Raw genomic sequence first — 12672 nt, forward strand, 5'->3', positions numbered from 1 at the left:
AAATATTCTTGTCAGCGCTCCTTCAGGTTATGATGATTGTGAAAATATGCACAATTACAATTGGAGGAGAACAGAATGAACAGAAAGAGATGGGGAAGCCTGCTGGGCAAGGGGCTGCTGCTGGCAAGTCTGGTGGTATTGCCTGCATGTAACAGCACCAAAGGGGAGTCTACGGACATCGTAATTATCGGCGGCGGCGGCGCGGGAATGACTGCTGCCATTGAAGCGCATAATCAGGGAGCCAAGGTGATACTAGTCGAAAAAATGCCTATGCTTGGAGGAAACACCGTCCGTGCGGAAGGCGGATTGAATGCGGCAGGAACACCTTATCAGGCAGCGGCTGGTATCAAAGACAGTCCGGAGCTGCATTTCGAAGATACCATGAAGGGCGGCAAGAATCTCAATAACCCGGATCTGGTCAGAACGCTTACGAACGGCGCGGCGGCTTCGGTGGAGTGGCTGAAGGAGAATGGAGCCGAGTTGTCTGAGGTGGGACGCGCAGGCGGGGCAAGCGTGAACCGGATTCACCGTCCGGCAGGCGGAGAAGCAGCAGGGAATTTCATCGTAGTCGCGCTGAAGAAGAAGCTGGAGGAGTACAAAATTGATGTGCGCCTGCGGACGACTGCCGATGAGATCGTCAAGAATAAGGACGGCGTGGTTACCGGAGTGAAGGTGACGGATAAGGATGGCAAGCAGTACACGATCAGTGCGAATTCCGTTATTCTGGCGGCCGGCGGTTTTGGAGCTAATATGGACATGATCAAGGGGTATCAGCCGAAGCTGGAAGGGTTCTCCACCACTAACCATCCGGGCGCAACCGGTGATGGTACAACGATGGCAGAGAAGATCGGTGCCAAGCTGGTAGACATGAAGGAGATTCAGATTCATCCGACCACCATTCCGAATCAAGGCGTGCTGATCACAGAAGGGGTACGCGGAGACGGTGCAATTCTGGTCAATAGCGAAGGCAAGCGCTTCACGAATGAACTGCTGACCCGCGATGTTGTGTCCCAGAATATTCTGGCCCAGTCCGGCAAAGTAGCTTATCTGATCTTCAATGATGAACTGCGTGCGAACCTGAAGGCAACTGAGGTTTACTTTGGAATGGATTTGGTCAAAGAAGCGGCAACACCTGAAGAATTGGCGGCACAGATTGGTGTAGATGGCAAAGCACTTGCGGATACACTGAAAACGTATAATGGCTTCGTTGCTTCCGGTAAGGATACAGAGTTTGAACGGCCGGATCTTGAGCTGTCTTTTGAAAAGGGTAAATATTATGCAATTCAGGTAACACCGGGAATCCACCATACCATGGGCGGAGTAGCGATTAACACTCAGGCTCAGGTACTGGATACCAAGGATCAGGTCATTGCCGGGCTGTATGCTGCGGGCGAAGTAACCGGCGGAGTACACGGCGCGAACCGTCTGGGCGGTAATGCACTGGCAGACATCACTACCTTCGGGCGGATTGCAGCGGATGAAGCTGTGAAGGCACTTAAGAAATAGGAACTTTCAGAAGGAGGAATTACTCATGCACAAGTGGACAAAAACCTTGCTGTTCTCTGCCCTCGCGGCTGCAACAGTATTAACGGCGGGCTGCTCTTCATCTTCCGGCAAGTATGTGGACGGGACATATGATGGTAAGGGCAAAGGGGTCAAGAGTGATATTAAAGTGGCGGTAGAGATCAAGGATGAGAAGATCGACGCTATTACCGTAGAGGAGCATAAGGAGACGCAGGCGATGATCGATGCGGCCGTGGAGAATACGATTCCTGAAATTATTGAAAAGCAAACCACAGAAGGCGTAGACGCCCTCTCAGGTGCTTCCGGCTCCAGCGGCGGAATTATTGAAGCGGTGACCCAGGCGCTGGAACAGGCCAAGAAGCAGTAAGTCATCATTCAATTGCTTATAAAAGAGTTGTGGTCATATCACCCGAGCAAGCCCAGCCCTCCTGTCTCCGGCAGAACGGCTGGGCTTGCTGCATAGTTCCATCCCCAGGAAGCGATTCCCGGGAGTAGCTTTACAAATTCAGGTTCAACTAATATAGTTCGAATGGTATAGGAACATGGGACATGAAGGGAGGTCTTCGCACCAGTGGCCAGGAAAAAAAGCTACAGTCTGCGCACAATGATTGCCGTCATGGTGTCTGCCGTTGTTCTGCTGGTATTGCTGATTTTATATTTTATTTTCCGCAATCAGATTATTCCGCAGACCCGGCAGGCACTGGAGGATAAGGCGATTACGATTGCCCGTACCATCGCCCTGATTCCGCTGGTCTCGGAGGGACTCAGTGAAGGCAACAGCAAGGAGATTCAGGACTACACCTCAAGAATCGCCCGCCGTAATGATATTATGTTCGTGGTAGTGACAGATATGAAGGGTATCCGCTATTCCCATCCGGATGCCTCGCTGGTCGGTCTGCCCTTTGCGGGAGGCGGTCAGGAGATATCGCTGCGCGGAGGGGAGAGTATCTCCGAAGGGGCCGGGCCGCTCGGCAGATCCCTGCGCGGCTTCGTGCCGGTCTATAACAACCGGGGGCATCAGGTGGGAGTGGTCATTGCCGGTCTGTCCCTGGAGCGGGTCGAGCGGCTGGTCCTGATGAATGAGTGGACGATTATTGCGATTCTGGTCTCGGGAGCTTTGCTTGGAGCGGGAGGAGCATTCATCCTGGCAGCCCGGATTAAGCGGATGGTGTTCGGGATGGAGCCGGAGGACATCTCCAAGCTGCTCCAGGAACGCAGTGCGATGCTGGAATCCACGCGCGAGGGAATTATTGCCGTAGATCAGGAGGCGCGGATCACCATCCTTAATATGGAGGCGCAGCGGCTTCTGAGGGCAGCGGGGATTGGCGGGAGCGCCATGAACCGGCAGATTGCCGAGTATTGGCCGGAGCTGGGTCTTGAGCAGGTATTGGCTGAGGGAGAGGGGATACAGGACCGGGAGCTGGAGCTGGGAGACAGCTCTCTTTTGGTGAACAGCCTGCCAGTCCGGGTGAACGGGAACATCGTTGGCGCGATTGCTACCTTCCGGGATGAAACCGAGCTGGCTGTGCTGGCGGAGAAGCTGTCGGGAGTCTCGGTCTATGCAGAAGCGCTGCGCTCCGGTGCCCATGAGTTCATGAACAAGCTGCATGTCATTATGGGTATGACCCATATGGGCCTGTATGATGAGCTGCAGCAATATATTCTGGGAACGGTAAGCAATTACCAGAAGGAGATCGGGTCGATCACGAGACAGATCAAGGACCCGGTGATGGCGGGATTTCTGCTGGGGAAGCTGAGCCGGGCACGCGAAGCGGGAATCGAGCTGCTGCTGACCGGAGACAGCTATCTGCCGGAGCCTGCCGATCCGCAGGTGATTCATGAGCTGATTACGATTGCCGGCAATCTGCTGGATAATGCTCTGGAGGCGCTGGGGGAGCTCCGCGAGCAACCCGTGAAGCGCGTGGAGCTTGCTTTTCAATATGAAGAAGGGCGGCTGCTATGCGAGGTTAGCGATAACGGTCCGGGAATTCCGGCAGGCCTGAAGGAGAAGATCTTCGTTCAGGGCTACTCCTCCAAGGGTGAACAGCGGGGAATCGGCCTATATCTGGTGAAGAAAAGTGTAGACAAACTCAAGGGTCATCTTGAGCTTGCCGCCGGCTGCGGGCCGGGAGCACATTTTATCGTGGATGTGCCTTATGAGGTGAAGGAGGAGGAGGGTGTGTGAACTGTGCCGTACCCTACCGAAGCACCCCCTCTACTAGAGCGGAAGACCCAGGAAACAGAACCGCATTATATCTACTGTACCATGTGCCAGCATGGCAGAGGTCAGATCGCGCTTGCGTTGCAGTATTGCAAAGGGCAGGCCGAACAGTAGGATATACATGAGAGTGCTGATGATGCCGGAGATGATTCCACCCTGAATGAAGCTGTCCGGCGTGTGGACCAGCACATGCGGAACGATCATCATGAACCAGACTGTGAATTTTTGGGCTCTGGTATCAGCTCTGCCGTGCGTCAGGGACAGGCACATGGCATAGAACAAGGTACGTAAGGCTAGTTCTTCATAAATGGCCGGACTGAGCGCCACTCTGAAATAGATTAGCTTCAGGCTGAATCCATCGAGGCTTTGTCCGCTCAGCATTAGATTGATGATTCCGAGCAGAATTCCAGCGGCGGCTCCCACGAATAGGCTCATGAAGATTGTTGAGGCGCTGGTTATGTTGAGGAAACGAAGCTTCCCTTCGCTATACTGGTTGAAGGTGCTTAATACAGCCAACGATGCCATTAACGTGAGCAGGCTTACCTCAATCATAGAGAAGAGAGACAGATTGATATAGGCTGCTGCTACAGCAGCGGCTAGCAGGACAGAGAGCAGAATCTGCCGCGTTGACGGCAGCTTGTGTTTTACAAGCAGCAGCACGCTGATGAAGAATACCCATACACCCAGCAGAAGCCACATTCTGGCTGTCGGGGCGGGATTGTTGCTGTGAATGCCGAAATTCAACAGAAACAGCAATACAAATACACTAAACATAATCCATACCGTTCTAAGGTTACTTTCGGTATTCAATACTTCCTTCTCCTTCCGGATACTTCAGTTATGTATGCAGACCGGGAAAGCCTATCATAAATCTGACCGGAGCGAAGTTAATTCTCTCACTCTTACGCAGTCAGCCATCCGTACAGCTATTTAGTTAATTTGGTTACTTTAGTTACAAAACTCTTTAATAATTTACGGAAGGTTCCACAAACCGCTTCTTTGACGCTATGATAATTGTGAAAATATGCACAAGGGGGCACAACTCACATGAATAAGAGATTAACAGCGGCGCTTATCCTCATTCTCTCCGTGATGCTTGTTATTGCAGGCTGCGGAAACAACAATGCGGGCAGCAGCAAGAATGAGAGCAAGGGAACAAACAGCGCGACCACAGAGCCTGCAGCAACGGCTGCACCTAAAGAGACAGCAGAAGCCGTGTCGGGAGCATCCGAAGCGAGCTATACTCCGTACGATCAATTAAAAGATAAATATGATATCGTTATCGTCGGCGCAGGCGGTGCGGGAATGTCTGCTGCGCTGGAAGCCAAAGCGGCCGGCATGAACCCGGTTATCTTAGAGAAAATGCCGGTAGCCGGCGGCAATACAACCAAATCCTCCTCAGGGATGAATGCTTCGCAGACCAAGTTCCAGAAGGAGCAGGGCATCGAAGACAGCAACGAACTGTTTTATGAAGAGACCCTTAAGGGCGGACATGATACGAACAATAAGGAGCTGCTGCACTTCTTCGTGGATCAATCCGCAGGTGCCATTGACTGGCTCGATTCCATCGGAATCCGCCTGAACAATATTACAATTACCGGCGGTATGAAGGAGAAGCGTACCCATCGTCCGGAGGACGGCTCGGCAGTGGGACAATATCTTGTAGCAGGACTTGTCCGCAATGTTCAGGAGCAGGGAATTCCGCTGTTCGTCAATGCGGATGTGAAGGAGCTTACGGTACAGGACGGTAAGGTGAACGGCGTGAAGGTGCTGTTCAACCAGGCTGATGACAAAACGATCAGCGCAGCAGCAGTTATCGTAACCACCGGGGGCTTCGGTGCCAACAAGGAACTGATTGCCAAGGTTCGCCCGGATCTGCAAGGACTGGTAACGACCAACCAGATTGGCAGCACCGGCGACGGCATTGCCATGATTGAGAAGGTCGGCGGAACTACCGTGGACCTGGATCAGATTCAGGTTCACCCGACTGTACAGCAGGAGAAATCCTACCTGATCGGTGAAGCGGTCCGGGGAGAAGGGGCTATTCTTGTATCTGCTGAGGGCAAGCGCTTCGGCAATGAGATGGATACCCGTGACAAGGTGACGGCTTCCATTAATACACTTCCTGAGAAATCCGCTTATCTCGTGTTCGACGCCGGAGTGAAATCCCGTGTCAAGGCGGTAGATCAATACATCAAGATGGGTGTAGTCAAGACCGCAGATACCATCGAGGCACTGGCGGATCAGATGAAGGTTCCGGCTGCTGCACTTAAGACCACCGTGGATACTTGGAACGGTGCGGTGAAAAGTAAGTCGGATGCCGAGTTCGGCAGAGCTACCGGTATGGATAATGATCTGTCCAGTGCTCCGTATTATGCCATCCAGATCGGCCCTGGTATTCACTATACGATGGGTGGAGTGGTGATCAACACCAACACTGAGGTCTTGAACAAAGACGGCAAGGCGATTACGGGCCTGTTCGCGGCAGGAGAAGTGGTCGGCGGGCTGCACGGCGAGAACCGCATTGGCGGGAACTCAGTAGCCGAGATTATTATCTTCGGACGTCAGGCAGGGATTAAGTCGGCTGAATTTGTAAAAGCGCAATAAGCTATTATTCTATATTGTTCTCATGTAAAAGGGATGCTCCGCAGCCATCAGGCTATGCGGGCATCCCTTTCTGTGTTGCAGCTCTAAGGCTGTATCGCCGGGGAAGGCGCAGGCTTGGCCGACCGGGTCAGCGAGAACAGCTCCAGCTCCGGACGGCTCTTGCCGGCCAGCGTATCGGCAAGCAGCTCGGCGGCAATCATGCTGTAGACCGTGCCGTTTCCGCCATAGCCTTCAATGAAGTAGCAATGCGGGAATTCCGGGTGCGGCCCCATATAAGGCAGTCCGTCACGGGTGGAGCCGAAGACCGCTCCCCAGGAATATTCGGCCTTGATTCCTTGAAGTTCCGGAAACAGGGCCGTAAGCTCCTCGACCAGACGCTCACACTGGGAGAGGACCCTTACCTCACGCCGCTCCACGCTGGTAAGCTGCTCATCCTTGCCGCCGGCGATAATCCGGCCTTCAGGAGTAGTCCGGAAATACAGATAAGGCCGGGCCGTTTCCCAGAGCAGGCTCTGCTCATGCCATTTTGGAAGATGCGGCAGAGGCTCGGTCATAATAGCATAGGTGTTGATCAGCTCTGCCCCCCGGTCCTTCTTCATCTCCTGGGTCTCATACCCCATAGCAAACACCACCTTCTTGGCGAAGATCCGGCCGTTTGCAGTATGACAGATGACTCCGTCGGCATTGTAATCATAATGAAGGGCTTCGGTCTGCTCATAGACCCGGACTCCGCCGGAGTGCGCTTTATGAATCAGGCTGTGTACGGTGCGCAGCGGATTAGTCTCCGCATCTCCTTTAGCATACAGCGCACCTGGTTTGGAGAAGGCGTAATGGGCACGGATATTCTCCTCCTCCCAGAAATCCGAATCGAAGCCGTGCTTCACCAGATTCTCATTCTCCAGCTTCAGCATAGCAACATCTTCCGGCGTACTGGCATACAGCAGACTGCTGCGCTCAATAATCTGCGGATCGATGTCCAGCTTGCCGGGCAGGTCAAGAATCGCACGCATGGCCTGCTGGCACAGCTTGTAGAACAACACGCCATTCTCTTCCCCGAAAGTATTCATGCAAGCTGTCAGCGACTTGTCGTTGGCGATCTGCAGCAGTCCCGTATTGGCGTGGGAGCTTCCGGTACCGATCGTTCTTTTATCGATAAGAACGGTATCTGCTCCACTGAGGGACATGCGGTAAGACATCATCGCTCCGCCCATCCCGCCGCCTACAATGAGACAGTCGCAGGTTATATCTTCCTCAAGCACCGGATATACCGGAGGCTCAGGCAGTGTGTGTTCCCAGGGCAGTTGCCCGCTGACGAGTTTCATAGATCTGTTCGCTCCTTTATGTCATTCAGAGTAGTATTATTTGCACTATTGAAGAGTCTCATGCGTCAAGACCTTAAGGATTATTCATCATATGTGAGCTTGCTTAATGTACCTTCGGGCACATAAACAGCCTTCCCCGGAAGCATACTAAGGAACGCTTGAACAACCAGAAGGAGGGAATACCGAACATGCAATCTAACCAAATGCAGGCACTTAGCGGAAAAGAATTGGAGTATATCGCCGATTCCATTTCCAATGAGGATTTGCTGATTAAGCAGCTCGCGGCTACAGCCGGAACCACTCAGAACTCGGCCGTGCAGGGGATCTGCATCCAGCAGATTCAGAGTCATACCCATCATATGGATATGCTGGTCCAGCTGCTCCATCAGCATCAGCAGTACGCACCATCGCAGCCGCAATAACAGGGATAACCCACAAATTCTAAAGGAGGTTTTACTGTGTACGCACAGAATGGAACGCCGTTTATGGCGGATGAAGATTTACTCTACACGATTTTGGCCGATCTGAAGCGGACAGTCCGCGAGTACACCACAGCAGCAACAGAATCGAACTGTCCCGCTGTAAGACGGGTATTCAATGATTTGACCATGGATACCCTCAGAATTCAGGGGGAATTGTACATGAAGATGTCGCAAATGAACATGTACACCGTTCCGGGCAAGGCACTGCGCCAGGATGTGGACAAGCAGATTCAGAGTGCCCAGCAGACCCAGCAGAAGCTGCAGCAGTTCGTGCGTGAGAAAACAGGCGGGGCAGGAGCCTATAACCAGGCTTCGAATGTTCAGCAGCACCAGCCGAACGTCCAGCAGCATCATAACGGTTCCTATTATATGTAACCCTGGCGATGGTCCTGTGAAGCATTAGAGCGCTTCCCCGGCCATGCAGGAGAAAATACAAAGGGAATGAAGTCATAGCCCCGCCTCGGCGGGGTTATTTTGTTTGCAGAACGGTACTTTTCATGTCATATTAATACTAAACTCTTTTTTGCAGGAGGCCCTAAGAATGAATGAATTGAAGAGGAAAGTGCTGGAACTGCTCAAGGAGGACGCGCGAAGCTCAACGGCATTAATGGCGACCCTGCTTGGTGCGGAGGAAGAAGATGTCAAGACCGTGATCGCCGAAATGGAGCAGGATCATGTCATTGTGAAATACGCGACGGTTGTCAATTGGGACAAAGTCGATGATGAACGGGTGACGGCACTGATCGAGGTGCAGATTACGCCGGAACGGGGCCGCGGCTTCGAGGGCATTGCCGAACGGATCTATCTGTATCCGCAGGTTAAATCCGTCTATCTGATGTCCGGCGCTTACGATCTGCTGGTGGAAGTGGAAGGCCGCAATCTGCGCGAGGTTGCTAACTTTGTGTCCGAGAAGCTGTCACCGATTGATGCTGTGCTCTCTACGAAGACTAATTTTACGCTCAAAAAATACAAACAGGACGGTATCATCTTTGAAGAGCATGAGGAAGACAACCGTCTGATGATATCTCCGTGAAGGATGTAATGTCATGATCATTAATAACGCACAGCACACAGGAGATAAAGGCAAGTCGATGAACTCTTATTTGGCCCCGCTGGTCCAGCAGATTCAGCCTTCGGGCATCCGCAAGTTTTTTGATCTGGCGGCAGGCAGCAAGGATATTATCTCGCTGGGTGTCGGCGAGCCTGACTTCAAGACACCCTGGCATGTCAGGGAAGCCTGCGTCTATTCGCTCGAACGAGGCTTCACCGGTTACACCTCCAATGCCGGAATGCCCGAGCTCCGCGAGGGTATTGCCGAGTATCTGGAGACCCGCTTCGCCGTGAAGTATGATCCGGCGAACCAGATTATCGCCACGGTCGGCGGCAGCGAAGCCATTGATTTGGCCCTGCGTGCCCTGATCTCTCCGGGAGACGAGATTCTGATTCCCGAGCCTTGTTATATTTCTTATTCTCCGATTACGGCCATCGGCGGCGGTATTCCGGTAGGCATTGAGACCTTCGGGAAGAATAACTTTAAGCTGACAGCCGAGGATCTGGAGGCCAAGATTACCCCGCGCTCGAAGATTCTGATTCTCTGCTATCCAAGCAATCCGACGGGCGCGATCATGAGCCGGGAGGATTGGGAGCCGATTGCCAAGGTAGTCGAGAAGCATGATCTTATCGTCATCTCGGATGAGATATATGCCGAGCTTACGTATGGAAGCAACCATGTCAGCTTCGCTTCGCTGCCGGGGATGCTTGACCGGACGATCCTGGTCAGCGGGTTCTCTAAGGCCTTCGCCATGACCGGCTGGCGGATGGGCTATGCCTGCGGTCACCCGGACCTGATCTCCGCCATGCTGAAGATTCACCAGTATACCGTCATGTGTGCGCCTTCGATGGGCCAGGTGGCTGCGCTGGAGGCCCTTACCAACGGAATGGAAGAGAAGGACCGCATGACAGACTCGTATAACCAGCGCCGCCGATTGATTGTCAAGGGGCTGCGGGAGGCGGGACTTGAGTGTCATGAGCCGCAGGGTGCCTTCTATGCATTCCCGAGTATCCAGACCACCGGCCTGACCTCCGACCAGTTCGCTCAGCGTCTGTTGCTTGAATATAAGGTCGCTGCTGTTCCGGGAAGTGTCTTCGGTCTGGGCGGGGAAGGCTATCTGCGCTGCTCCTATGCCACCTCGGTGTCCCAGTTGAATGAAGCGGTTGAGCGAATTGGGGCATTGGTCTCACAGCTGGCCCGGGAAGGGGCCTGACAAGGCTCGACAAAGAAGTAAATAGAACTATAGCCGATCACCTTCTGATATGGTATTATTTTACTCTAAGGACAAGAAACACCTGTAATACACTTACATGGACCTCTTATTCCGGGAATAAAGGCGCTTCATATCTGGTTGCATAGAACCACACAGTTCTTATCTGGATGACGCGCAATACTACATCAGGAAGGGTGATTGTGCTGAGCGCAGATTATTACTTATCCTCCTTTGGCGGGAAATGTGGCTCCGGAAGCGGGCGACCTCCTGCCAGAGAAGATGCGAATGCACGCAGGCTCTCGCTGGAAGATGAAATTCAGATGCTCCGCAGCAGAATGGAACAGCTCTTTATGCAGGAGAAGTCCTTTACCTCGGATAATGTAATAGCAGTCAGCAGCTTGCTGGATCTCAAGATTAATGAGTATATGAGAGGCCGCCACCGCAAGAGCAATTAATCCAGCACGACTATACGAAGCGGATGTCTTCCTTTGGGGAGATGTCCGTTTTTTTGCAATTCAAGCTATGAGGTTACATGCTATGGTTCTCCCTCGACATCCTCCTTTTATATTAATTTACATAAATATTCTCTCGCTGTATAATGAATGAACAGTCATTCATTTCGGAGGGAGGGTCATTGTGAGCGACAACAGCAAATGGCTGGAACGTAAATTTACGGAAGGCTTTGAACAATTAGCTCCGGATAAGACTATACGGCAAATCATTCTACATGCTGTAGAGGTATTCTCCATGAAGGGTTATGCCGGGACTAAGATCAAGGATATCGCTGCCAGTGCAGGCTTTAGCCAGGGGTACGTCTATATGTATTTCAAATCGAAGGATGAGATTTTTACCAAAATTGTTGAAATGGCCTCGGATGGCGCCGGAATGTCGGTGCAATATGCTGCGGAGCTGGAGGGAAGTCCGATGGAACGGATCACGTGGCTGACAGAGGCGTTCCTGTCCCCGGATAGTATCTCTATGCAGCATTTTCGGCTAATTCTGCTCCAGACGGCTACCTCGGAGGCGATTCCAGAGGAGGCCAAGCTTGTAGCGAAGGCGAAGATCATGCTGCCCTTTGAGCGGCTTGTTCCCTTAATTATTGCCGGGCAGCAGGCAGGGGAGATTGTACCGGGAGATCCGGTGGAGATTGCCATCGCGTATTTTTCATTCATACAGGGGCTTGGTATAGCAAGGCTGCAGGCTACCTCTGCTGCGCCTTTCCCCTCTACTGAACTGGTTTTGCGTTTCATGAAAAAAGATCGATAGCACCCATCCCAAATCGGAAAAGGTGGAATCTACTATGATCAAGGTATTTAAAAGCGAGTCCGGCAAAGAACAGGTTCTAAGGTCCTATAACGAGCTGCTTGACGCGTGGGGGACGGAATTTCAGGAGCTTGATGTGGAGACCCCTTATGGGACAACTCATTGTATAACAGCGGGAGAGCCGGAGTCACCGCCCTTGCTCCTATTACACGGGGTAGGCGATAATTCGGCCGTGATGTGGCTGCTGAATATGAAGGAGTTGTCCCGGCATTTTCGCTGCATTGCGATAGATACGCTGGGAGGACCGGGGAAGAGTGTTCCAGGTGAGCTGCTCCATAAACGGACCTTTGACCAGGTGGATTGGATTAACAAGGTCGCAGATGGACTGAAGCTTGACCAATTCTGTGTGGCAGGAGTGTCGAACGGAGCATATATGGCCTTCAATTACACGGTGAACGGGCCGGGAAGAGCGCTGAAGGCTGTCTGCATGGAGGGAGGAATAATCATTTCTCCAATTAAAAGCATGATACATACGCTGATGATGATGTTCCCGGAGATTCTTGTTCCTACGCGGAGCAATCTGCTCAGGGCAGCCCGCAAGCTCAGCTCCCCGGCCTCAGGCCTGTTCGACAAGCATCCCGAAGTCGGGGAGCATCTGGTGCTGTTAATGCAGAATCATAACCAGCAGGCGATGTTCGCCCATAAGCTTCAGCCCTACGAACAAGAGAAAGCGGTTATGTTCCGGGATCAGCTATACTTCCTGCTGGGAGATTATAAGCTGAAGCAGAAGCGGGAGCTCACTAGTACACTGGACGCTGGCGGGTTCCGCTACACGGTTATCCCGGACGCCGGTCACGGCGTGAATCATGAGCAGCCGGAGCGGGTGAACCGGGAGCTGGTGGCTTTTTTGAAGGGGAGTGAAGGGAGTGAGGGGAGTGAATCTATATAAATAACCCCCTGTGCTGGTCCGGAGACCTATCAGGGGGTTG

13 protein-coding genes are annotated in these 12672 nt (G+C 52.6%); 11 read left to right on the forward strand and 2 right to left on the reverse strand.

What is annotated here, in order from left to right; translation table 11 throughout:
• Window positions 1–75 precede the first annotated feature (75 nt).
• The 3 genes from MKY86_RS07295 to dcuS all read left to right on the forward strand — a co-directional run bounded on the left by MKY86_RS07295 (window position 76) and on the right by dcuS (window position 3709).
• The gene (locus MKY86_RS07295) at window positions 76–1506 is read left to right on the forward strand and encodes a flavocytochrome c (protein ID WP_076083692.1); all 1431 of its coding nucleotides are present in this window, start codon (window positions 76–78) and stop codon (window positions 1504–1506) included.
• A gap of 25 nt (window positions 1507–1531) precedes the next feature.
• Entirely contained in the window at window positions 1532–1891 is a 360-nt protein-coding gene (locus MKY86_RS07300; RefSeq protein WP_076083695.1) for an FMN-binding protein, read from the forward strand.
• Between the two features lie 204 nt (window positions 1892–2095).
• Window positions 2096–3709 (forward strand): DcuS/MalK family sensor histidine kinase, encoded by a 1614-nt coding sequence (gene dcuS / locus MKY86_RS07305; RefSeq protein ID WP_076083698.1) that lies wholly within the window; start codon window positions 2096–2098, stop codon window positions 3707–3709.
• Window positions 3710–3742: 33 nt separating this feature from the next.
• Here dcuS and MKY86_RS07310 read toward each other — a convergent pair whose 3' ends face one another.
• Window positions 3743–4555: a CPBP family glutamic-type intramembrane protease gene (locus MKY86_RS07310; protein WP_076083701.1), complete on the reverse strand. Its 813-nt coding sequence runs from the start codon at window positions 4553–4555 to the stop codon at window positions 3743–3745.
• Window positions 4556–4792: 237 nt separating this feature from the next.
• Here MKY86_RS07310 and MKY86_RS07315 point away from each other — a divergent pair, with 237 nt between their 5' ends.
• Window positions 4793–6352 carry a flavocytochrome c gene (locus MKY86_RS07315; RefSeq protein WP_076083704.1) on the forward strand — a complete coding sequence of 520 codons (1560 nt, stop codon included), beginning with the start codon at window positions 4793–4795 and terminating at the stop codon, window positions 6350–6352.
• An 83-nt stretch (window positions 6353–6435) separates the two neighbouring features.
• On the opposite strand, the gene MKY86_RS07320 is transcribed toward MKY86_RS07315, so the two are convergent.
• A complete protein-coding gene (locus MKY86_RS07320) occupies window positions 6436–7674 on the reverse strand; it encodes an NAD(P)/FAD-dependent oxidoreductase (protein WP_076083707.1) in 1239 nt (412 codons plus the stop codon).
• 188 nt (window positions 7675–7862) lie between these two features.
• On the opposite strand from MKY86_RS07320, the gene MKY86_RS07325 reads away from it, so the two are divergent.
• The 7 genes from MKY86_RS07325 to MKY86_RS07355 all read left to right on the forward strand — a co-directional run bounded on the left by MKY86_RS07325 (window position 7863) and on the right by MKY86_RS07355 (window position 12632).
• Window positions 7863–8096 (forward strand): hypothetical protein, encoded by a 234-nt coding sequence (locus tag MKY86_RS07325; protein WP_036696741.1) that lies wholly within the window; start codon window positions 7863–7865, stop codon window positions 8094–8096.
• Between the two features lie 36 nt (window positions 8097–8132).
• The gene (locus tag MKY86_RS07330; protein ID WP_076083710.1) at window positions 8133–8531 is read left to right on the forward strand and encodes a spore coat protein; all 399 of its coding nucleotides are present in this window, start codon (window positions 8133–8135) and stop codon (window positions 8529–8531) included.
• 166 nt (window positions 8532–8697) lie between these two features.
• A complete protein-coding gene (locus MKY86_RS07335; RefSeq protein WP_036696743.1) occupies window positions 8698–9189 on the forward strand; it encodes an Lrp/AsnC family transcriptional regulator in 492 nt (163 codons plus the stop codon).
• 13 nt (window positions 9190–9202) lie between these two features.
• Entirely contained in the window at window positions 9203–10420 is a 1218-nt protein-coding gene (locus MKY86_RS07340; protein WP_076083713.1) for an aminotransferase class I/II-fold pyridoxal phosphate-dependent enzyme, read from the forward strand.
• A gap of 200 nt (window positions 10421–10620) precedes the next feature.
• Complete coding sequence (locus tag MKY86_RS07345; protein WP_340826675.1) at window positions 10621–10875, forward strand: aspartyl-phosphate phosphatase Spo0E family protein; 255 nt, start codon at window positions 10621–10623, stop codon at window positions 10873–10875.
• Between the two features lie 181 nt (window positions 10876–11056).
• Complete coding sequence (locus MKY86_RS07350) at window positions 11057–11686, forward strand: TetR family transcriptional regulator (RefSeq protein WP_083685634.1); 630 nt, start codon at window positions 11057–11059, stop codon at window positions 11684–11686.
• Between the two features lie 34 nt (window positions 11687–11720).
• Window positions 11721–12632: an alpha/beta fold hydrolase gene (locus MKY86_RS07355; RefSeq protein WP_076083719.1), complete on the forward strand. Its 912-nt coding sequence runs from the start codon at window positions 11721–11723 to the stop codon at window positions 12630–12632.
• Window positions 12633–12672 lie beyond the last annotated feature (40 nt).

The sequence above is a fragment of the Paenibacillus sp. FSL R7-0333 genome (assembly GCF_038000365.1).
In the GTDB taxonomy this organism is placed as follows: domain Bacteria; phylum Bacillota; class Bacilli; order Paenibacillales; family Paenibacillaceae; genus Paenibacillus_AQ; species Paenibacillus_AQ silagei.